This is a genomic window from Duganella sp. BJB1802 (assembly GCF_013369445.1).
Classification (GTDB): domain Bacteria; phylum Pseudomonadota; class Gammaproteobacteria; order Burkholderiales; family Burkholderiaceae_D; genus Rugamonas; species Rugamonas vulcania_A.
In genome coordinates, this window is record NZ_JABWEF010000032.1 from 20,013 (window position 1) to 40,717 (window position 20,705).

Sequence of the window (20,705 nt, forward strand, 5' to 3'; positions counted from 1 at the left end):
GGGAAGGGATAACGCATTGTAGGGCGCGCACCGGAGCGGGACAATCCGTAAAAGGTTGACACATTGTCTCCGGAATGAAGACAATGTGATATGGATCAATTACGCGCAATGGAGATTTTCATCGAGGTGGCGCGGCAGCGCAGCTTCAGCGAGGCGGGCCGCCGCCTGGGGCTGACGCGCGCCATGGTCAGCAAGCATATCCTGCAGCTGGAGGACAAGCTGCAGGCGCGCCTGCTGCACCGCTCGACCCGCGAGGTGAGCCTGACCGACGCCGGCCAGGCCTATCTGGCGCCGTGCATCGCGACGGTGGAGCAGTCGCAGGAGGCGGCGCGGGCGCTGAGCCAGGCCACCCAGGCCGGCGCCGAACTGGCGGGACCCTTGCGGATACAGGCGCCGTCCAGTTTCGGCAGCGAATGGCTGGCCGACGCGGTGGCGCGCTTCAGCGTGCCGCATCCGCAGCTGGCGCCGATGCTGTATGTGGACGACGCGCTGCTCGATCCGATCGAGCATGGCTTCGATTTGACGGTGCGGGTGGGCGGCATCCCCGACGTGCATGCGCTGGCGATGCGGCAGCTGGCGCCGTGCCGGGGCGTGTTGTGCGCGTCGCCGGCCTACCTGGCGCGCCACGGCGTGCCGCAGGCGCCGCAGGATCTGCACCAGCACCGCTGCCTGCACTTCAGCCACCTGACTGACGGCACGCAATGGCACTTCACGCGCGGCGCGGAGCGGCAGACGGTGCGGGTGCAGGCGGCGTTCACGGCCAACAATGGCGTGGTGCTGCAACGCGCCGCGCAGCGCGGGCTGGGCATCGTCTACAACACCACCTTCCTGGCGTGGCGCGCGCTGATCGAGGGCACGCTGGTGCCGGTGCTGGCCGACTGGGAGCTGCCGCTCAACCATCTGAGCGCGCTGTATCCGGCCAGCCGGCAGCCGTCGGCCAAGGTGCGGGCGCTGATCGATTTCCTGGTGGCCGAATACCAGCCGGTGCCGCCGTGGGACCGCGAGCTGCGCTCCCACGGCCTGCTGGCCTAGCGGCCGGTCAGGCGGGCGTAGGCCGCTTGCACGGGCGAGCTGTAGAGGTTGGCGAACTGCGCCCACAGCAGCATCGCCTGGCCGCTCTGGTCCAGCGACAGCGCGGGTTGGCCCATCGCCGAGGTGCCGGAGGCGAGCGACACCGGCGCATCCCATTTGCCGGCCGCGGCGTTGAAGCGCATGGTCACCATCGAATAGACGCCGCCGTCGTAGTTCACCCACGAGGTGACCGCGTTGCCGGCCGGGTCGAACGCCAGCGGCATGATGGAGCTGGTGTAGCTGGAGATGTTGGGCAGCGCGGTCCAGGTCCCGGTCGAGCGCTGATAGCGCCGGCTGTTGATGTTGAAGGTCGAGGGGACGGTGTAGGTCGGCCACACCAGCAGCGCGTTGCCGGCGGCGTCGACCGCCAGCGTGGCCGCGCTGTAGGCCGTGTCCATCAGCTCGGGCTGGCCCCAGCTGTTGCTGGCGCCGGTGTAGCGGATGACGTGCAGGGAGGTGGGGCGTTGCGGCGTCGGCAGGCTGATGGTCGCCAGCGCGTCGCCGGCGGCATCGAAGGCGAGCTGCTGGACGCTTGAACCGCCGGCGGCGTTCGGCGTGACCAGGCTGTTCGGACCCCAGCCGCGGGCGCGGGCGTCGTAGCGCGCGGCGTAGGCCTGGTCGGCGCCGCCGTTCGGGGCGGCCTGCGACCACACCACCATGGCGTTGCCGGCGGCGTCGATGGCGGCGATCGGGAAGTCGGTGTCCGCCGGGCTGTCCTGCAGCGAACGGGCCGGCGTCCATTGCAGGCTGGCCGCGTCGAAGCGGGCGATATCGATGGTGGCCTGGCTGACCACGGTGCTGTGGTACTGCTTCCAGGCGACGATGATGTCGCCGGTGCGGCCGATGGCGACGGTCGCCCCGGAGTAGTGCGACGAATATTCGCCCGGCCGTGACACGATCGCCGGCGCCGACCAGCGGCCGTTGGCGGCGTTGTAGCGCGCGGCCTTGATCGCGTACTTGCCGTTGTCCAGCTGCTCCTCCCACACCGCGCAGGCGTTGCCGGCGTCGTCGGCGCGCAGCACCGGCGATTCGCCGCGTTGTTCGGTGCCCTGGATGGAGGCGGTCGTGCCCCAGCTCTGGGTGGCGGCGGTGTAGCGGGTCGCGGTCACCTGCGAGGCGCCGTTGGCGCCCACCTCGGTCCAGACCGCCACGACATCGCCGTTGCGCGCGCCGGCGGTCTGCAGGTTGCCCATGGCCGGCTTGCTGACCGGGGACTTGACCATGGCGCTCCAGGTCGGCATGCGGGTGTCGAAGCCGGTGCTGTAGGGCGCGGCCAGCACGCCGCCGGCGGTGGCGCGCAGCGTGGTGGCGGCGCTGAGCTGGTAGTGGCTGCCCCAGACCAGCGGCTGCGTCGGCGTCAGCGTGACGGTGTTGCCGTTCAGCGCCAGGCCGCTGTTGACGGCGCCGATGGGGCTGCTCAGCGTGACCGCCGCGACGCTCACCGTGGTCGCGTCCAGCGCCTGGTTGAACATCAGGCTGGGCGTGGCGTCGGTGCCGCTGGCGCCACCCGGCGCCGGGATGGACGCGCCGACCGCCAATGGCGTCGCCGGCACCGGCGTGGGGGCCGGCGCTGGCGTGGAGGCGGGAGTGGAACCGGAGCCGCCGCCGCAGGCGCTGAGCAGCAGGGCGACGGTGGACAGAAGGGGGACGGATGAATGGCGCAAAATAATTCTTTCTAAGAATGATTTCCTGAAAGAATTATTATAATCTATTAAACTTTTATCCGGTTTGTTGGGTGGCGTCGAGCCGCCAGGCGCCGTCCTGGTAGACCCGCTCGTCGTCCAGGTAGACCGCCTCGGTCACGGCGAACACGTCGACGTGGTAGCGCGCGTCCTTGCGCTTGAACTGCGGCTTGGCGTACACGCCGTGCTTGGCGCCCAGCGACAGGTGGATGCCGCACATGCGCTCGTAGGTGCCGATGTCGTCGACCATGCGCTCGCGCGAGAAGGCGCGGTTCATGCCGAAGCCCAGCTCGCGCAGCCACACCTCGCCCTCGTGCGCGCGGATGATGGCCAGCATGTTGTCGAACTCCGGCGTGGCGTTCTCGGCGCCCACCACGCGGCCCTTCTCGACGATCAGCGTGACCGGCGTGGCCGGCTGGTTGACCAGGAAGTTGGTGTCGCCGAACACGAAGATCCGCACCCGGCCGTTGACCGCCTCCAGGTCGCGCGCCTCGGTGAACACCTCGCCCAGCGGGAACTGGCCGCCGACGTTGTTCATGCCGCTGTAGTCGCCGATGTTGAGCTTGGCCGATTCGAACGGCGAGCCGAACACCAGCCGCGCGCCGTCGCCGCTGTCGACCACGCCGTGCCGCGCGCGGTCGATGCGCGCCTTGAGCGCGTGGCCGACGCCGCGGTAGTAGGCCGGGTCGTAGGCCAGCGAGGCGATGTAGTGCAGGCCCTGCTCGCCGGGCATGCGCGACAGGTGAACGTGCTCGATCACCTTCAGGCCGCGCTTGAACAGCTCGATGCGGATGCGGAACGCCTCCAGCCGGAAGCTGGTCGACTGGATCAGTACCACCAGGTCGCCGGCCCGCAGGCGGGCGAAGGCGGCCAGCACCTGCTCGGGCGTGGTGCCGTCGAAGTCGACGAACGCGGCGTCCGGCACCACGCGGCGGTAGGCTTCGGTCAGCGCGCGGTTGAGGTCGGTGCGGGTGTCGTGCACGATCAGCGCGGCGTGCGGGGCGGCGTGGCCGATCGCCACGGCCAGCGTGTCGCGCACGTTGCGCTCGGCGGTGTCGACCGCGTGTTCGGGAATGGCGCCGAAGCGGGAGCCGGCGGGGAGGGTGGACATCATGGCGTGGCGGTCAAAAAGGATCAGCCCGCATTATACGGGCTCGGCAGGGCCGATTACCCGCCACGCCACGCCCGCGCGGTTTCTCCTTGTATTGGGCAGGGGCGCGATATAGAATCACAAATATAGCCTAGCAGCAACTCCGGCGACGACAACAGGAAGCGTGATGAGCGTAATAATGGGACAGGATTTGCCGCTGGAGCGACCGGACACCACCGGCCGCGCGGCGTTGTTCGTGCCGACCGCGAACATCAAGGACGACGTGCTGGAGACGGTGCGCAAGGGGGCGGCGATCGTCGGCTTCGGCAACCACGACCGCACGCTGACCATCTACTACGAGAGCAACCGCTTCAACGAACCCAACCTGGCCAAATGGGAGCAGAAGGCGCGCAAGGCCTTCGACCGCCTGGCCGAGAACCTGCCGACCGTGTCCAAGATGGTCAGCAAGCCGGAGAATTTCGAGCAGGTCGGCTACATCAGCAGCAAGGGCATCTTGATCCGCCGCATGGAAAAACTGATGAAGTGGCTGGAGGCGTCCGACGCGCTCGACGGAGCGCCGGAATCGGAGAACATCGTCTTCACGCCGCCGCCCCCGCCCAAGAAGATCACCTGAACCACGCCGTCGCGGCGCCCACGCACTGAGGAGATTGACGATGAAGCATCTGTTCCAGTTGTTATTGGCCGCCGCACTGACCCTGGGCCTGACCGGCGCCGCCTCGGCGCAGGACGCGCCCAGGCGCGGCACCGCCGACGAGGCGGTGGCGATGGTCAAGCGCGCCGGCGACTACCTGCAAAAGAACGGCAAGGACAAGGCGGTGGCCGCGTTCAACGATCCCAAGGGCGAGTTCATCCAGGGCGACCTGTACGTGTTCATGTTCGACAAGGCCGGCGTGGCGCTGGCGCACGGCCAGAACGCCAAGATGGTCAACAAGAACCTGATGGAGCTGAGCGCCGGCGGCGTCTATCCGATCAAGGAATTCCTCAAGATCGCGGCCAGCCCGGCCGGCAAGGGCTGGGTCAAGTACATGTGGCCCAACTCGATCAGCAAGAACCTCGAAGAGAAAAACACCTACGTCGAAAAAGTCGGCGACTACGTCATCGGCGTGGGCATCTACAAATAAGGCCATCAGCGGCGCGCCGTTGCGGCGCCGGGCGTTGTATGCTGTCGGGAATGTTTGATTCCTTGAGGAGATGGCGATGACGGCGATGACAACGGTGCGCGGCGCGGCCGCCGCGATGGTGGTGCTGGCGCTGCTGGGCGGCTGCCAGAAGAAGGATGAATCGGCCCCAGGCCCGGCCGAGACGGCCGGCCGCAAGCTCGACCAGGCCACCGACAAGGCCGGCCGCCAGCTGACCGAGGCCGCGCAGCAGGCCAACCAGCAGATCACCGACGCCGCCAAGGAAACCAGCCAGCAGATCGACAAGGCCACCGAGGCCGCCGGCGAAAAACTCAACCAGGCCACCGAGCAGGCCGGCAAGAAGCTGGAACAGGCCGGTGAAAAAATGCAGGAGAAAGCCCGCGAACGCGAGGCCAGCGCGCCGGCCAAGTAAGCCGCGTCACCGGCCGGTGTTGACCTGCCTGGACGGCGCCGCGTCGCCGGCGTCCGGCGGCTGCGGGGCGGGCGCCCCGCCATCGACCACGGTCAGCTCGAGCAGGCCGTCGCGCCACGCGCGCTCCAGATCCCGTTCGATGGCCGCCAGCGCGGCGGCGCCGACATGCTCCAGGGCCGGCACGCCGTAGGCGCGGTTGCGGCCGTTTTTCTTGGCCAGGTACAGCGCCATGTCGGCCAGGTTGAGCACGCGCTCCCACGCCAGCGGCACGCCGCCCGGCGCCAGCGGGAACGGGACGAAGCCGACCGACACGTGGACCGCGATGTCCCGCCCCTGGTGGACCACGGCGTGCGTCGACACGCCCCGCAGGATGCGCAGCGCCACCTCGTCGACGCGCCCGCGCGGGACGGCCGGCAGGAAGGCCAGGAATTCCTCGCCGCCCCAGCGCACGATCAGGTCGGTTTCGCGCAGCGTCACGCGCAGGGTCTCGGCCACCGCCTTCAGCACGGCGTCGCCGGCGGCGTGGCCGTGGCGGTCGTTGATGTGCTTGAAGTGGTCGATGTCGAGCAGGAACAGCGCGCCGACCACGTCGTCGCCGTGCGGCGCGCGGTAGCGGTCCATGGTCGGGAAGCGGCGGCGACGGCTGCGGCCAGCCCCGTCAGCGGATCGCGCGTGGACAGCGCCTTGAGCGTCTGGTTCTTCGCCTCCAGCTGCCCGTTGGCCTGGCGCACCCTGCGGTACAGCAGCCCGCCCGCCACCGACGCCAGGCCGAACACGATGGCCAGCAGCCACCACAGGCGCTGCGCCAGGCGGCGGTTGTCGAGCTCGACGTCCTTGATGCGGTTCTCGCGGCTGAGCAGCTCGATCTGGCGCTGCTTCTGGTCGGCCGCGTACCATTCCTGCAGCTCCAGCACGGCCTGCCGCCGCTTGGCCTGGAACAGTTCGTTGGAGATGGCGCGCTCGCGGTGATAGGCCTGGATCGCGCCGGTCATGTCGCCGGCGTCTTCCAGCGCCTGCCCGTACTCCAGCAGCAGGCTTTGCAGGTCGGGCTTGCTCTGGGTCTGCTCGAACCAGGCCAGGCTGGCCTCGAAGTGTTTTTTGCCTTCGGCGATGCGCCCCATGCCAAGGTAGGCCTGGCCCAGGTTGGAGTGCGCGGCCGCGTCGCTGCCGGTGAAGTTGAGTCCGTTGGCCGCCCGCAGCGCCTCCGCCGCGTACTGCGCCGCGCGCGGGTAGTCGTGCGCCTTCAGGTAGCTGTCGGCCACGTTGTTCAGCGTGGAGGGCAGCATGTAGCGCGCGCCCAGCTTGCGCTCCAGCGCCAGGCATTCGAGCAGCGCGCGCCGCGCGCGTTCGGGCCGGCCAAAGCTGACGTTGACGATGTACTCGCTGGTCTTGAGCAGCACCATCTGCAGCGGCAGGCGCTGTTGTTCCGCCAGCGCCGTCAGCTCGGCCAGCGTGGCGTAGGCCTTGGCGCGGTCCTTGGTCTGGATGTGCAGGCGGGTCAGCGCCCTGAGCGCGTGGAACAGCGGCATCGGATCGCCCTCCAGCGTGCGCGCGGCGTCGATCGCCGATTGCACCGTCGCCAGCGCGCCCGGGAAGTCGCCCAGTTCGGCGCGCGCGACGCCGGCCTCCAGCCCGGCCTCGGCCCGCAGCCGTTGGTCGCCGGTGCGCAGCGCCAGCTTTTCCGCCTCGAACACATACCGTTGCGCCGCCTGGTTGTCGTCGCGCGCGTACGCCGCCGCCTCCTGCGCCAGCAGGCCCTTGACGACGATGGCGTCGTCCTTCAGCGCGCGCCCGTAGGCGACGATCTGGTCGGCGGTGGCCGCCGCCGCGTCGTGCTGGTTCAGGCGCGCGCGGGCGCTGCTGATCTGGGCCAGCAGTTCCGCCTGGACGCGCGGCGGTTCGGCGCCGATCTCGGGCTGCAGCGCGAGCAGCCGCGCCAGCACCGTGTCCGGGAACATGCGGACCTGGTCGCGCAGTTCGATGAGGCGCTGCGCCGTCGCCGGCAGCGCCAGCGCGGGCGTTGGCGCCATCGCGCCACGCAGGCGGCCGCCAGCGCCGCGGGCCAGGCGCGCCTGCAGCGGCGGCGCGCGCCCGGCGTTGCGCCGCCGCCACCGTGCAAGCACCGCTTTCGCCGTGGTGCGTGCGGCACCGCGCCGCCGTCCTGCTTCGACGGCACCGGCGGCTGCGGTTCCGGCGCGCCGCCCAGCACCACGCTCAGGTCCACGAAGCCGGCGCGCCAGGCGCGCTCCAGGTCCTGTTCGATCGCTTCCATCGACGTCTCTTCGACGTTGCCGAAGCCGCGCACGCCGTAGGCGCGGTTGCGGCCGTGCGACTTGGCCAGGTACAGCGCCATGTCGACCAGGTTGACCGCGCGCTCCCACGGCAGCGGCACGCCGGCCGGCGCCAGCGGGAACGGCGCGAAGCCGATCGAGACGTTGACCGAGATGTCCTGGTCCTGGCAGCGGATGGTCTGCGCCGCGATGCCGTCCAGGATGCGGCGCGCGACGTCGTCGACGCCGTGGCGCGGGACCGCCGGCAGGAAGGCCAGGAACTCCTCGCCGCCCCAGCGCACGATCATGTCGGTCTCGCGCAGCACCACGCGCAGGTTCTCGGCGATCATCCTGAGCACGGCGTCGCCGGCGGCGTGGCCGTAGCTGTCGTTGACGTGCTTGAAGTGGTCGACGTCGAGCAGGAACAGCGCGCCGACGATGTCGTCGCCGTGCGCGCCGCCGCGGCCGGCGTCGCGCTGCTGGTCGGCCACGGCGCGCATGTAGTCCTGGAAGTGGCGGCGGTTGTACAGGGCGGTGAGCGGGTCCAGCGTGGATTGCGCCTTGAGCTCGATGTTCTTCACCTCCAGCCGGGCGTTGGCCTGGCGCACCTTGCGGTACAGCAGGCCGACCACGCCGGCCGCCAGCGCGAACGCCAGGGCCAGCAGCCACCACACGCGCTGCTGCAGGCGGCGGTTCTCCAGCTCCACGCCCTTGACCTGGTTTTCGCGCCGCAGCAGCTCGATCTGGCGCTGCTTCTTCTCGGTCTCGTACTTCTGCTGCAGTTCCCGCATGGAGGTGCGGCGCTGCTGCTCCTCCATCTCGTCCGACAGCTTGCGTTCGCGGTGATAGGCCTGCACCGCCGCCGCCATGTCGCCGGCCTGTTCCAGCGCCTGGCCGTATTCCATCAGCGCTTCCTGCAGGTCGGCGTTGCGGCCGATGTGGTCGAGCGCGGACAGCCCGGCCTCATAGGTCTTCTTGCCCTCGGCGACGCGCCCCTGGCCCAGATAGGCGTGGCCGAGGTTCATGCGCGCCTTCGCCGCGCCCAGCGCGGACTGGTTGGCGAGCGCCTCGCCCAAGGCCTCGGACGCGTGGTGCGCGGCGGCGGCGTAGTCCTGCTGCTGCAGGTAGAGGTTGGAGATGTTGACCTGGGTGGAGACCAGCAGGCGCCGCGCGCCCAGCTTGTGCAGCAGCTCCAGGTTGTCCAGCAGCGCCTGCAGCGCGCGCCGGGGCTGGCCGAAGCGGTGCGCCACCTCGTACTCCACCAGCCTGCTGTCGAACGACAGCGCCGGCGAGGGCCGCGCCGCGGTCGCCTTCTGCAGTTCGCCCAGCACGGCGTAGGCCTTGTCGCGCTCGCCGGTGCGGACCTGGAGATAGGCCAGCTGCTGCAGCGCGGCGGCCAGCAGCGACGGCTCGTCCTGCACCTGGCGCGCCAGCAGGACCGCCGCCTGCAGCTGGTCCTGCGCGGTCAGGAAATTTCCCTGGGCCGCGCTCAGCGTGCCGGCGGTCGTGGCGGCCTGCGCCTGCACGCTCTTGTTGCCGGCGGTGGCGGCCAGCCTCTCGGTCTGCAGCGCCAGCTGGTAGGCCTCGGCGGCCTTGCCGCTGCCGTTCAGCGCGATCGTCCTGGCCCGCATGCCCTGGGCGACGATGACGTCGTCATGTTGCGCGCGGCCGTAGGCGATCAGCTCGTCGGCCGTGGCCAGCGCCGCGTCGTGCCGGCGCAGGAACTCCTGGGCGGCGCTGATCTGGACCAGCCGCCCGGCGCGGGTGGCCGCAGGCGCCGCCTCCATGCGCGGCTGCAGTTCGAGCAGCTGCGCCAGCGCCTTCTCGGGATCGAAGCGGCTTTGCTCGTGCAAGTCCGCGATGCGCTGGTCCAGCTCGGACAGCGCCAGCGCCGGCGCCGGCGCCAGCGCCACCGCCAGCAAGGCGGCGGCGAGCCGCCCGCGCGCCCGCACCCATGTCAAGCAACCGCTTTGTGTCGTCACCGCCAACTCCGCCCCCCGACTTGAAAATTTCCCGAGATACGCATTATAGGGGGGAGTTCTGCGCGGCTTCCGGCGACGGGCGCTTGAGTGGGACCACGTTGCTGTGCCCGGGCGGCCGCGGTTCCTGGTCGCCGCCCAGCACCACGCTCAACTCGACGAAGCCGGCCCGCCACGCGCCCTCCAGGTCTTGCTCGATCTGCTCCATCGAGGTGCGCTGGAAGTTGTTGAAGCCGCGCACGCCGTAGGCGCGGTTGCGTCCGTGGGCCTTGGCCAGGTACAGCGCCATGTCGATCAGGTTGACCGCGCGCTCCCACGGCAGCGCCTCGTTGGCCGGCGCCAGCGGATACGGCGAGAAGCCGACCGACACGTTCACCGAAATCTGGTGCTCCTGGTAGCGGATCACCTGCGACGAGATGCCGGACAGGATGCGGCGCGCCACCTCGTCGACGCCGTGGCGCGGGATCGCCGGCAGGAAGGCCAGGAATTCCTCGCCGCCCCAGCGCACGATCATGTCGGTCTCGCGCAGCACCACGCGCAGGTTCTCGGCGATCATCCTGAGCACGGCGTCGCCGGCGGCGTGGCCGTAGCGGTCGTTGATGTGCTTGAAGTGGTCGACGTCCAGCAGGAACAGCGCGCCGACCACGTCGTCGCCGTGCGGCGCGCGCTTCTCCGGCGGCTGGTCGGCGTGCGGCCGCTCGCGCATGAAGTCCTGGAAGTGGCGGCGGTTGTACAGCGAGGTCAGGGGATCGAGGGTGGACTGCGCCTTGAGCTCCAGGTTCTTCACCTCCAGCTGGGCGTTGGCGTGGCGCACCTTGCGGTACAACAGCCCGACCACCACCGACGCCAGCGCGAACACCAGGGCCAGCAGCCACCACACGCGCTGCTGCAGGCGGCGGTTGTCGATCTCGGCGCCCTTGACCTGGTTCTCCTGGCGCAGCAGTTGGATCTGGCGCTGCTTCTTTTCGGTCTCGTATTTTTCCTGCAGCTCCAGCATCGCCTGGCGGCGCTGCTTCTCGAACAGCTCGTTCGACAGCGCGCGCTCGCGGTGGTAGGCCGACACCGCGCCGCCCAGGTCGCCCACCCGCTCCAGCGCCTCGCCGTATTCGCGCAGGGCCGCCTGCAGGTCGGGCTTGTTGTTCTCCTGCTCGTAGCGCGCCATGCCGGCCTCGTACTGCTTCTTGCCCTCGGCGACCCGGCCCATGCCCAGGTAGGCCTGGCCGAGGTTGACGCGCGCGGTGGCCTCCACCGACTTGTCGTTGGTCAGCTGGGTCGAGCGCAGCGACTCGTTCGCGTACTGGGCCGCGCGCGGGTAGTCGTGCTCCTTCAGGTAGCTGTCGGACAGGTTGACCAGGGTCACGCCTATCATGCGCTCGGCGCCCAGCTTGCGCTCCAGGTCCAGGCTTTGCAGCAGCGCGCGCAGCGCGCGCTTGGGCTGGCCCGAGTCGATGGCCAGGCCGTACTCGGTGTTCTTGGCGATCGCCATGCGGCCCGGCGAGCGCAGCTTCTCGGTCTCGGTCAGCAGTTCCTCCAGCGCGGCCGAGGCCTTGTCGTATTCCTTCATCTGCGTGTACAGCGTGACCAGCGCGTTGAGCGCGCCGACCAGCATCACCGGATCGTCGTTCACCTGGCGCGCCATGTCGACGCCGTTCTGCAGCTTGACCAGCGCGGCCGGGAAGTTGCCCATCTCGGCATAGGTCTGGCCGACCGTGACCGCCACCTGCGAGCGCAGGGCCAGGTTGCTGCTGGTGGCGGCGGTCTTCTCGGCGTCGAAGGACAGCTGGTGCGAGGCCTCGACCTCGGCGCGGTCGAACAGCACGTAGCCCTTGGCCATCTGGCCCTTGGCGACGATGGCGTCGTCGCGCAGCGACTTGCCGTAGGCGATCAACTGGTTGGCGGCGGCCAGGGCGGCGTCGCTGTGGCCGGCGCGCATATTGGCCACGCTCAGCTGGTTGAGCAGCTCGGCCTGGGTGGCCGGCGGCGCGTCGACCGCCTCGGCCCGCAGCTTGAGCAGCTGCGTCAAGGCCTTGTCCGGCACGAAGCGGCTTTGTTCGCGTACTTCGAGGATGCGGGCATACAGCGAGGCGGGTTCGGCGTGGGGCGCCGCCGGCGTCAGGGCGAGTGCCACGGCGGCCGCGAGGGCACGCGGTCCCGCGTGGACTAGCCACCAGCCATTTCTGATACCCGCCAACTGACGCTCCCGGTTGTCCATTGCACGTGCAAAGTGTCTAGACAATTATATTCTTGTTGCAGACGAGAAAGCCCGCGAAACCGTGATTTTTCACCCGAAAATGCACACTATTCGTGGCGGAAATGGCAAGAAAATGGTCGATATTGCCAGTTGAATAGCAATGTTTTTTACAAAGTTGTCAGAACATGAAAGCTAGGCGGCCAGCTGTTGCAGCAGGTAGAGGCGCTGGTACAGGCCGCCGTCGATCCGCATCAGCTGCTCGTGCGGGCCGGTCTCGGCGATGCGGCCGTGGTTGAGCACGATGATGCGGTCGGCGTCGCGGATGGTCGAGAGGCGGTGTGCGATGGCGATCACCGTCACCGTGCCGCGCAGCTCGTCGAGCGCGGTCTGCACGATCTGCTCGGTCTGCGAATCGATGTGCGAGGTGGCCTCGTCGAGCAGCAGGATGCGCGGCGATCCGGCCAGCGCGCGGGCGATGGCGATCAGCTGCTTCTGGCCGACCGACAGGCGCGAGCCGCCTTCGCCCAGCGGAGTGTCGTAGCCCTGGTCCAGCGCGGCGATGAAGTCGTGCGCGTGGGCGGCGCGCGCGGCGGTCTCGATTTGCGCCTGCGTCAGGCCGCGGCCCATGTCGATGTTCTCGCGCGCCGAGGCGGCCAGCAGGAAGGGGTCTTGCGGCACCAGGCCGACGTCGGCGCGGAAGCGCTCGTTGGCGATGGCGTCCAGCGGCATGCCGTGGATGGCGATGCCGCCGTGCTTGACCGGATAAAAGCGCAGCAGCAGCGACAGCAGCGTGGACTTGCCGCTGCCGGTGTGGCCGACGATGCCGACGAAGGCGCCTTGCGGAATCTCCAGCGACAGGTCGTGCAGCACCGGATGGCCTTCGTTGTAGGCAAAGCTCAGGTGGCGGATGGCGACCGCCGGCGCGTCGGCGTCGTTGGCGGCGGTGCGGGCCGTGGCCAGGCCGGCGTCGTGGCCGTGGGCGGCGTGCTCGGTGGCGGTGGCCTCGTCCAGCAGCGTGGCCACGCGCGCGGTGGCCACCACCGATTGCTGCAACTGGCTGAACTGCATGGTGATCTGGATCAGCGGCTCGATCACGCGCGCCAGGTAGCTGATGAAGGCGTACAGCACGCCCACCTCGGCGGCGGTCATGGCGCGCTGGCCGAACAGGTAGATCACCGCCGCCAGCAGGATGATGTTGAACAGGTCCAGCGCCGGGCGCAGCAGCCAGGCGTTGGCGCGCAGCTCGGCCAGGCGGGCGGTGTAGTGGTCCTGGTTGGTGGCGGCGAAGCGCTGGCTGAAGCGCGCCTCGGCGTTGTTCGCCTGCAGCACGCTCATGCCGCCGATCGACTCGGCCATCTGGCCGTTGATGTCGCTGCGCAGCGCGCGGGCGCGGGTGACGGCCGGCGCGCTCCAGCGCTGGTACAGCCAGACGATCAGCAGCACCGCCGGCAGCAGCGCCAGCACGATCAGCATCAGGTGCCAGTCCAGCCAGGCCATGGCCGCCACCGTGCCGACCAGCACGATGGTCGAGTCCAGCATCACGAACAGCACCTGGATGTACAAGGTCTTGACGGCCTCGGTGTCGTTGGTCACGCGCGAGACCAGCTGGCCGGTGATGGCGCGGTCGAAGAAGGCCATCGGCAGCAGCAGCACGTGGGTGTAGACCATCTCGCGCAGCCGCATCACCGAGCGCATCGCCAGGCCGGACAGGCGCACCAGCTGCAGGTAGCGCAGGCCGCTGGCGATCCAGCCGGTCAGCACCATGCCGCCCAGCAGCGCGGCCATGCGCGGCCAGTCCAGGTGGTGCGGCAGCAGGTGCTCGTCGATCAGCGCCTTGCCCATGATCGGGCCGGACACTTCCAGCAGCGCGGCCAGCACCAGCCACAGCACGGCCCAGCCCAGGTGGCGCTGGTCGGGCAGGGCGGCCCGGCGCAGCAGGGAGAACGCCTGCCAGGTCTGGCGGCGCGCGGAGGTGGGTTCGGGCTTAAAGGGCATTGAGGCTGGCTTCCAATTGTTGATAGCGCCACTGGCTGGCGTACCAGCCATCCTGCTCCAGCAGTTGTTCGTGGCTGCCGGTTTCGCTGACGCGGCCGTCGCGCAGCACGACGATCAGGTCGGCGTTGACCACCGCGCTCAGGCGGTGGCTGGCGATGACGGCGCTGCGGCCGTGGCGCGCCTGGCGCAGCTGCTCCAGGTGCTGCAGGATGCGCGTTTCGGTGCCGGTGTCGACGGCGGACAGGGCGTCGTCCAGCAGCAGCAGGTCGTTGTCGGCCAGCAGCGCGCGGGCGATGGCGACGCGCTGGCGCTGGCCGCCGGACAAGGTGATGCCTTTCTCGCCCACCTCGGTCTCGTACCCTTGCGGGAATTGCAGGATGTCGTCGTGGATGGCGGCCAGCGTGGCCGCGTGCTCGACCTGCGCGCGCGTGGCGCCGGGACGCGCCAGCGCGATGTTGTCGGCGATCGAGGCGGAGAACAGGAAGGACTCCTGCGGCACCCAGCTGATGGCGGCGCGCAGCGCGTGCAGCGTGTATTCGTCGAGCGCGTGGCCGCTCCAGCGCACGCTGCCCGTTTGCGGCGTCAGCTGGCGCAGCAGCACGCGCAGCAGGGTCGACTTGCCGCAGCCGGTGGGGCCGACCAGGCCGAGCGTCTGGCCCGGCTTGAGTTCGAGCGTGATGCCGCCCAGCGCCGGCGCGCCCTGTTCGGGATAGGCGTAGGTGACGTTGTGCAGCGACAGCGCGCCCGGCGCCACGGCGGCCAGCGTGCCGTGGTCGGCGATGGCCAGCGGCGCGTCCAGCATCGGGTGCAGGCGCTGCCAGGCGGCGCGGCCGCGCTCGATCAGCGACAGCACCCAGCCGGCCGCGAACATCGGCCAGATCAGCTGCCCGAGGTACATGGTGAAGCTGGTCAGCGCGCCGATGGTCAGCTGGTTTTGCCAGACCAGGTAGCCGCCCAGGCCCAGGGTCAGGCCGCCGGCGGCGGTCAGCGTCAGGCCGACGGCCGGTTCGTAGGCCGCCTCCCACACCTGGGCGCGCAGGCTGGCGTCGGACGCCTTTTGCGCCAGCTCGCCGAACTGGCGCGCGCTGCGCTGCTCCAGGCCCAGCGCGCGCAGGGTACGCACGCCGGACAGGGTTTCCTGCACGTGGTCGTTGAGGGCGCTGAAGCGCTTGAGCGAATCGGTGGAGGCGGTGTGGATGTGGCCGGAGATGTACCAGAACGCCCAGCCCATCAGCGGGAACGGCAGCAGCGCGATGCAGGCCAGGCGCCAGTCGACGCCGAGCAGCATCACGCCCAGCACCATCACCAGCGTCAGCGCGCCGTCGAAGCCGGCCAGCATGGCTTCGCCGGCGGCCATCTCGATGGCGTCGATATCGTTGGTGGCCAGCGCCATCAGGTCGCCGGTGCGCTGGCGCTGGTAGAACGCGGCGCCCTGCACGGTGAGGCGGTTGTACAGGCGGGTGCGCAGCGACACGCCGAGCTGGTAGGCGGCGCCGTACAGGATCTGGCGCCAGGCCACGCGCAGGAAATAGATGCCGGCGCCGATCAGCAGCAGCGCGCCGAGCTCCATCAGCAGCGCGTTGCCGCCGAGGGTGTGGGCGGCCAGGCCGTCGATCATGGCGCCGACCTTGCGCGGCACCCAGATGGTGAGGATGGCCACGCCGGCCAGCATGGCGCCGGACAGGGCGTAGGCACGGCTGTGCTGGCGGACGAAGCCGCCGATCAGCCCGGAAAGTGTAGACATGTTGACTCGGATTAGCGCGTAGTCCGCTAGGATACAACATGCCCGCCGGACGTGCCCGGCGTCACCGCGATCGGCTTATTTCTTGGTTTTGCTGCCCAACATGTCGAGCTGCTTGCCGGTCGGCTTGGCTTTGGCGGATGGCACGGATTTCAGTTCCGGCTTGCTGTCGGCGGCGGCGACCGGTTTGGCCGGCGGCGCGGGGAACGACGGCTTGGCGGCGGCCTTGGTTTCTTCCTGCACCGGTGCTTCCTCGGCCTTAGGCTTGACCGCGGCCTTGGCGGGCTTGGCTTCCGGCGTGGCGACCGGCTCGTTGGCGGCCGCCGTGGTGACGACCACCGGCGGCTCCAACCACGACCGGCGCGGCGGCGGCCGGCTTTGGCGCGGCAACCGCGGGAGCTGCGGCAACCGGCGCGGCGGCAGGCGCAACCGCCTTGACGCCGGCCTTCAGCGCGGTGACCGGCGCGGCGGCCAGGTCGGAGACTTGCTTGATGGTGGACTGCGCGCTCTGGATCAACTCGTTCTGGACGCCGGAAGCGATGCTGTACAGCTCACGGCCATAGGCCAGCAGGTTGTCGAAGCTGGCCGGTTCGGCGGTGCTCAGGCTGAAGAATTCGCGCGGATCCTTGGCGCCGAGCAGTTTTTTCGCCGCTGCCGACGATTTTTCCACCGAAGCCTTGGTGGTGCTGATGTTCAGCGCGATGACCTTTTCCGCGCTCTCGACGGCGGTGCTGGCAAACGTGTTGAAGATCTTGAATTGGGCTTCCAACTGGGACTTCGTAGCTGCGGAAAACTGTTCGGTGATCGAAGACATGGTTTCTCCTGAGACGATTAGAATGTCGGTCAAGCTGCGCACGCGGGGTGCGTTATGATGCATTGCAATATGCCCATTCTAGCGGCGAAAGCCGGGCTTGGAAAGTTATTTTATCTGCCATGTCGCAAAGCCGGCAACAAGGAAACATGCCGCATGGATACTACCCGCACGGATATTGATCTATCGCAATGCAGACAGGAAAAAAAGTCTGAATTACTGCGCCGCAACAAATTATCGAATTCAATGAAAAAGGAAACGCATGGCCATCAAACTGAACAAGGAAGTCGAGCAACGCCTGCTGGGTTCCATCCAGCGCTACTGCGCGGAGAACATGGACGAGGAGGTCGGCGAGCTGAAGGCGCGTTTGCTGCTCGATTATTGTTTGCGTGAAATCGGCCCGTCTGTCTACAATCAGGCCATCCTCGACGCCCAGGCGGCGATGCAGGACAAGATCGCGGAGATCGAAACGATCTGCTACGAGTCGGAATTTTCATACTGGACCAAAAAATAAACCGGGAGCGCGGATGGATGCGGTGATCGAGACGGTAATACGGAACGCCAGCCTGGCCGATGGACAACGCGGCATCGACGTCGCCATCGAGCACGGCCGCATCGCCGCCGTGGGCCCGGCGCTGCCGCTCAGGGGCGCGCAGGAAATCGACGCCGGCGGCGACCTGCTCAGCGCACCGTTCGTCGACGCCCACTTCCACATGGACGCCACGCTCAGCTACGGCCTGCCGCGCGTCAACGCCTCCGGCACGCTGCTGGAAGGCATCGCGCTGTGGGGCGAGCTCAAGCCCGAGCTGACCCAGCAGGCGCTGGTCGGGCGCGCGCTGCAGTATTGCGACTGGGCCGCCGCGCGCGGCCTGCTGGCGATCCGCACCCACGTCGACATCTGCGACGACCGCCTGCTGGCGGTGGAAGCGCTGCTCGAGGTCAAGCGCCTGGTCGCGCCCTACCTGGACCTGCAGCTGGTGGCCTTCCCGCAGGACGGCGTGCTGCGCAGCCCGACCGCGCTGGCCAACCTCAAGCGCGCGGTCGGCATGGGCGTGGACGTGGTGGGCGGCATCCCGCACTTCGAGCGCACCATGGCCGACGGCGCCGAGTCGGTGCGTATCCTGTGCGAGTTCGCCGCCGAGCAGGGCCTGATGGTGGACATGCATTGCGACGAGTCGGACGATCCGCTGTCGCGCCACATCGAAACGCTGGCCTACCACAGCCACCGGCTCGGCCTGCACGGCCGCGTGGCCGGCTCGCATTTGACGTCCATGCATTCGATGGACAACTACTACGTCAGCAAGCTGCTGCCGCTGATCCGCGAGGCGGGCGTGGCGGCGATCGCCAACCCGCTGATCAACATCACGCTGCAGGGCCGCCACGACAGCTATCCGAAGCGGCGCGGCATGACGCGGGTGCCGGAGCTGCTGGCGGCCGGCATCGAGGTCGCGTTCGGCCACGACTGCGTGATGGACCCGTGGTACAGCCTGGGCTCGGGCGACATGCTGGAGGTCGCGCACATGGGCCTGCACGTGGCGCAGATGACCGGGCAGGACGCCATGCGCGCCTGCTACCAGGCAGTGACGGCGGCGCCGGCCCGCATCCTCGGCCTGCGCGACTACGGCGTGGCGGTGGGCTGCCACGCCGACCTGGTGCTGCTGGACGCGGCCGATCCGGTGGAGGCGATCCGCCTGCGCGCGGCGCGGCGCATGGTGATGCGGCGCGGGAAGGTGATCGCCGAGGCGCCGCGCGCGCAGGCGCGCCTGAGCCTGCCGGGGCGGCCGGCCACGGTCGATTTCCGCCTGGGGCGCTGAGGCTGGACTTGCCATCGGAAATACATGACAATCGAACACTGTTTAACCCGCCTGGAGCCGACTTGAAAGAAATCGCCATCCGTCCCGCCTCGGAAGCTGACTTCGGCGCCATGTGGGAAATTTTCCAGGAACTGATCGCCACCGGCGACACTTATTATTTCGCCGCCGACACCAGCCGCGAGGATTGCCACGCATACTGGTTCGGTCCCGGCGTGCAATCGTATGTGGCCGTCCTGAACGGCGAACGGCTGGTCGGCATGTACCGCCTGATCCCCAACCAGCGCGACCGCGGCTCGCACGTGGCCAACGCCTCCTTCATGGTCAGCCCGGCGGCGCAGGGCGTCGGCGTGGGCAAGCTGCTGGGCGGCGACTGCCTGGACCGGGCCCGCGCGCAGGGCTACCTGGCGATGCAGTTCAACTACGTGGTCAGCTCCAACGTTCCCGCCGTGCTGCTGTGGAAGAAGCTGGGCTTCACCATCGTCGGCACCTTGCCGCGCGCTTACTATCACGCCCATCTCGGGTATGTCGACGTGTACGTCATGTACCAGCTGCTGGACGATCCCTCCCATTGGCCCGATGCATGAAGATACTGGACACCGAACGCCTCAGCCTGCGCACCATCACCATCGACGACGCGGCGTTTTACTACGAGCTGGTCAACGATCCGACCTGGCTGGAATTTATCGGCGACAAGGGCATCCGTAGCATCGACGATGCGCGCAAGGCCATCGTCGAAGGGCCGCGCGCGATGCAGGAGCAGCGCGGCCATTCGCTGTACGTGATGGAGCGCAAGAGCGACGGCGTGCCGCTGGGCTTGTGCGGCCTGATCAAGCGCGACGGCCTGGACGACGTCGACATCGGCTACGCCATCCGCCCGGCCTGGTTCGGCCAGGGCTACACCTACGAGGCGGCGGTGGCCGTGGTGGCCTACGCGCGCGACCGGCTGCGCATGAAGCGCCTGCTGGGCCTGACCGACCCGGGCAACGTCAATTCCATCCGGCTGCTGCAAAAGCTGGGGCTGGAATTTGTCGAGCTGCGCAAGCTGCCGCCGCATGAGCGTCCCACCAATATTTACCGCATCGAGTTGCGGGACTGATCACTTGATCTGTTGCACCGGTGGGAATTCGATAGATTTTTTGAGAGGCGTGGCTTGGATTTTTCGGCGCGTGGGCGCATGATGGATTTAAAGAACTAAAGGTTGCTTGGTCCCCAAAAAACGGCGGCAATTCAAACAATATAAGTCACACATCCGCGGCGGTCGTACCGTCGCGTGAGTCTTGTACGGATTGAATTTTTACCGAAAGGGAAACTTATGAAACTCGCCAACCTGAAGATAGGCGTGCGACTGGGTTTGCTGGGAGCCTTCTTTTTCATCGCGCTGCTGGTGGTCGCCACCGGCGGCTGGCGTGCGCTGGATTCCAGCAACGCGGCCAATGCCGTCGCCATGCAACGCATGCAAGCGCTGACGCAGGCCGTCGACATGGCGCGCAGCGCCCAGGTCGAATTCAAGATCCAGGTGCAGGAGTGGAAGAACACTCTGTTGCGCGGCAACGATCCGGCCAACTTCGACAAGTACAGCAAGGCCTTCGTCAAGGGCGGCGAGACCACCCGCGGAGAATTGCAGAAGCTGAACGCGCTGTTGGCCAAACTGGACCTGAAAACGCCGCTGATGGACGAGGCGATCGCCACCCAGAACGAGCTGGTGAAGCGCTATATGGGGGCCTTGGAAAAATACGATCCCGCCAGCCAGGACAGCGCCCACGTGGTCGACGCGCTGGTGAAGGGCATGGACCGCGAGCCGACCAGGAAGATCGATGACATCGTCGCCTTCATCGGCAAGGAGTCGCAGCGCATGATCGTCGAGATGGAGGCCGAGAACCAGGCGGAGCATGCGCGGGCGATGCTGGCCATGGGCGTGACGCTGCTGGTCACGCTGGTGGTCGGCTGCGTCACGGTGCTGTGGCTGATCAAGAGCATCACGGTGCCGCTGCACGAGGCGGTCAGCGTGGCGGAGATCGTGGCTTCCGGCGATCTGAGCAGCGAGGTGCACGTCCGCAGCACCGACGAGATCGGGGCCTTGCTGGGCGCGCTCAAGCGCATGCAGGGCAACCTGAGCCACATCGTCGGCCAGGTGCGCGTCGGCACCGATGCCATTCATGGCGCGGCGGTGGACATCGCCGCCGGCAATCTCGATCTGTCGGGCCGCACCGAGGAGCAGGCCAGCTCGCTGGAGGAAACGGCGGCCGCCATGGTGCAACTGACCACCACCGTGCAGCAGAACAATGCCAACGCGGCCGAGGCCTGCAAGCTGGCCGACACCGCCTCCAGCGTGGCGGCCAAGGGCGGCGACGCGGTCGAGCAGATGGTGCGGACCATGGGGTCGATCAACGAATCGTCGCGCAAGATTGTCGACATCATCGGCGTGATCGACGGCATCGCCTTCCAGACCAACATCCTGGCGCTGAACGCGGCGGTGGAGGCGGCGCGCG

The 20,705-nt window shown here is 68.4% G+C and carries 18 protein-coding genes; 9 read left to right on the forward strand and 9 right to left on the reverse strand.

What is annotated here, in order from left to right; genetic code table 11:
• The first annotated feature begins 90 nt into the window (after nucleotides 1-90).
• Nucleotides 91-1,032, forward strand: a complete 942-nt coding sequence (locus tag HUX88_RS30920; protein WP_229213041.1) for a LysR family transcriptional regulator — start codon at nucleotides 91-93, stop codon at nucleotides 1,030-1,032.
• Here HUX88_RS30920 and HUX88_RS30925 read toward each other — a convergent pair.
• Together HUX88_RS30925 and HUX88_RS30930 are read right to left on the reverse strand one after the other, a co-directional pair.
• Entirely contained in the window at nucleotides 1,029-2,735 is a 1,707-nt protein-coding gene (locus tag HUX88_RS30925; protein ID WP_176364251.1) for an Ig-like domain-containing protein, read from the reverse strand. The two genes, HUX88_RS30920 and HUX88_RS30925, sit on opposite strands and share 4 nt — an antisense overlap.
• A 55-nt stretch (nucleotides 2,736-2,790) precedes the next feature.
• Complete coding sequence (locus HUX88_RS30930; protein WP_117011838.1) at nucleotides 2,791-3,867, reverse strand: hypothetical protein; 1,077 nt, start codon at nucleotides 3,865-3,867, stop codon at nucleotides 2,791-2,793.
• A gap of 163 nt (nucleotides 3,868-4,030) precedes the next feature.
• Between HUX88_RS30930 and HUX88_RS30935 the strand changes: the two genes are divergently transcribed.
• The 3 genes from HUX88_RS30935 (at nucleotide 4,031) to HUX88_RS30945 (ending at nucleotide 5,415) form a co-directional block, all read left to right on the forward strand.
• A complete protein-coding gene (locus tag HUX88_RS30935) occupies nucleotides 4,031-4,477 on the forward strand; it encodes a hypothetical protein (protein ID WP_117011837.1) in 447 nt (148 codons plus the stop codon).
• 40 nt (nucleotides 4,478-4,517) lie between these two features.
• Nucleotides 4,518-4,985 carry a cache domain-containing protein gene (locus tag HUX88_RS30940; protein ID WP_117011836.1) on the forward strand — a complete coding sequence of 156 codons (468 nt, stop codon included), beginning with the start codon at nucleotides 4,518-4,520 and terminating at the stop codon, nucleotides 4,983-4,985.
• Between the two features lie 76 nt (nucleotides 4,986-5,061).
• Complete coding sequence (locus HUX88_RS30945; RefSeq protein WP_229213040.1) at nucleotides 5,062-5,415, forward strand: apolipophorin; 354 nt, start codon at nucleotides 5,062-5,064, stop codon at nucleotides 5,413-5,415.
• Nucleotides 5,416-5,421: 6 nt separating this feature from the next.
• On the opposite strand, the gene HUX88_RS30950 is transcribed toward HUX88_RS30945, so the two are convergent.
• From HUX88_RS30950 to HUX88_RS30975, 7 genes are all read right to left on the reverse strand, one after another.
• Nucleotides 5,422-6,036, reverse strand: a complete 615-nt coding sequence (locus tag HUX88_RS30950; protein WP_176364252.1) for a GGDEF domain-containing protein — start codon at nucleotides 6,034-6,036, stop codon at nucleotides 5,422-5,424.
• 1,219 nt (nucleotides 6,037-7,255) lie between these two features.
• Complete coding sequence (locus tag HUX88_RS30955) at nucleotides 7,256-9,667, reverse strand: diguanylate cyclase domain-containing protein (RefSeq protein ID WP_373886863.1); 2,412 nt, start codon at nucleotides 9,665-9,667, stop codon at nucleotides 7,256-7,258.
• 43 nt (nucleotides 9,668-9,710) lie between these two features.
• On the reverse strand, nucleotides 9,711-11,876 hold the full coding sequence (locus HUX88_RS30960) for a GGDEF domain-containing protein (RefSeq protein ID WP_176364253.1): 2,166 nt from the start codon (nucleotides 11,874-11,876) through the stop codon (nucleotides 9,711-9,713).
• Between the two features lie 171 nt (nucleotides 11,877-12,047).
• Complete coding sequence (locus HUX88_RS30965; RefSeq protein ID WP_176364254.1) at nucleotides 12,048-13,850, reverse strand: ABC transporter ATP-binding protein; 1,803 nt, start codon at nucleotides 13,848-13,850, stop codon at nucleotides 12,048-12,050.
• Nucleotides 13,840-15,594 (reverse strand): ABC transporter ATP-binding protein, encoded by a 1,755-nt coding sequence (locus HUX88_RS30970; protein ID WP_176364255.1) that lies wholly within the window; start codon nucleotides 15,592-15,594, stop codon nucleotides 13,840-13,842. Before HUX88_RS30970 ends, HUX88_RS30965 begins: the two co-directional genes overlap by 11 nt.
• Before the next feature lie 75 nt (nucleotides 15,595-15,669).
• Nucleotides 15,670-15,930: a hypothetical protein gene (locus HUX88_RS32870; RefSeq protein ID WP_229219626.1), complete on the reverse strand. Its 261-nt coding sequence runs from the start codon at nucleotides 15,928-15,930 to the stop codon at nucleotides 15,670-15,672.
• On the reverse strand, nucleotides 15,851-16,405 hold the full coding sequence (locus HUX88_RS30975) for a phasin family protein (protein ID WP_229219627.1): 555 nt from the start codon (nucleotides 16,403-16,405) through the stop codon (nucleotides 15,851-15,853). The genes HUX88_RS32870 and HUX88_RS30975 overlap by 80 nt, the downstream gene beginning before the upstream one ends.
• A gap of 259 nt (nucleotides 16,406-16,664) precedes the next feature.
• On the opposite strand from HUX88_RS30975, the gene HUX88_RS30980 reads away from it, so the two are divergent.
• The 5 genes from HUX88_RS30980 to HUX88_RS31000 all read left to right on the forward strand — a co-directional run.
• A complete protein-coding gene (locus tag HUX88_RS30980; protein ID WP_116990587.1) occupies nucleotides 16,665-16,916 on the forward strand; it encodes a DUF2164 domain-containing protein in 252 nt (83 codons plus the stop codon).
• Between the two features lie 25 nt (nucleotides 16,917-16,941).
• Nucleotides 16,942-18,216 (forward strand): amidohydrolase family protein, encoded by a 1,275-nt coding sequence (locus tag HUX88_RS30985; protein ID WP_176364261.1) that lies wholly within the window; start codon nucleotides 16,942-16,944, stop codon nucleotides 18,214-18,216.
• A gap of 62 nt (nucleotides 18,217-18,278) precedes the next feature.
• The gene (locus HUX88_RS30990) at nucleotides 18,279-18,800 is read left to right on the forward strand and encodes a GNAT family N-acetyltransferase (protein ID WP_117011830.1); all 522 of its coding nucleotides are present in this window, start codon (nucleotides 18,279-18,281) and stop codon (nucleotides 18,798-18,800) included.
• The gene (locus HUX88_RS30995; RefSeq protein ID WP_176364256.1) at nucleotides 18,797-19,312 is read left to right on the forward strand and encodes a GNAT family N-acetyltransferase; all 516 of its coding nucleotides are present in this window, start codon (nucleotides 18,797-18,799) and stop codon (nucleotides 19,310-19,312) included. The genes HUX88_RS30990 and HUX88_RS30995 overlap by 4 nt, the downstream gene beginning before the upstream one ends.
• A gap of 216 nt (nucleotides 19,313-19,528) precedes the next feature.
• The coding region (locus HUX88_RS31000) for a methyl-accepting chemotaxis protein (RefSeq protein WP_176364257.1) at nucleotides 19,529-20,705 on the forward strand (1,177 nt) is incomplete at its 3' end.

Coding starts and splice junctions, on each gene's coding strand:
- HUX88_RS30920 (WP_229213041.1), top strand. CDS start 91: ATGGATCAATTACGCGCAATGGAGATTTTCATCGAGGTGGCGCGGCAG.
- HUX88_RS30930 (WP_117011838.1), bottom strand. CDS start 3,867: ATGATGTCCACCCTCCCCGCCGGCTCCCGCTTCGGCGCCATTCCCGAA.
- HUX88_RS30935 (WP_117011837.1), top strand. CDS start 4,031: ATGAGCGTAATAATGGGACAGGATTTGCCGCTGGAGCGACCGGACACC.
- HUX88_RS30940 (WP_117011836.1), top strand. CDS start 4,518: ATGAAGCATCTGTTCCAGTTGTTATTGGCCGCCGCACTGACCCTGGGC.
- HUX88_RS30945 (WP_229213040.1), top strand. CDS start 5,062: ATGACGGCGATGACAACGGTGCGCGGCGCGGCCGCCGCGATGGTGGTG.
- HUX88_RS30950 (WP_176364252.1), bottom strand. CDS start 6,036: ATGGACCGCTACCGCGCGCCGCACGGCGACGACGTGGTCGGCGCGCTG.
- HUX88_RS30960 (WP_176364253.1), bottom strand. CDS start 11,876: ATGGACAACCGGGAGCGTCAGTTGGCGGGTATCAGAAATGGCTGGTGG.
- HUX88_RS30965 (WP_176364254.1), bottom strand. CDS start 13,850: ATGCCCTTTAAGCCCGAACCCACCTCCGCGCGCCGCCAGACCTGGCAG.
- HUX88_RS30970 (WP_176364255.1), bottom strand. CDS start 15,594: ATGTCTACACTTTCCGGGCTGATCGGCGGCTTCGTCCGCCAGCACAGC.
- HUX88_RS30975 (WP_229219627.1), bottom strand. CDS start 16,405: ATGTCTTCGATCACCGAACAGTTTTCCGCAGCTACGAAGTCCCAGTTG.
- HUX88_RS30980 (WP_116990587.1), top strand. CDS start 16,665: ATGGCCATCAAACTGAACAAGGAAGTCGAGCAACGCCTGCTGGGTTCC.
- HUX88_RS30995 (WP_176364256.1), top strand. CDS start 18,797: ATGAAGATACTGGACACCGAACGCCTCAGCCTGCGCACCATCACCATC.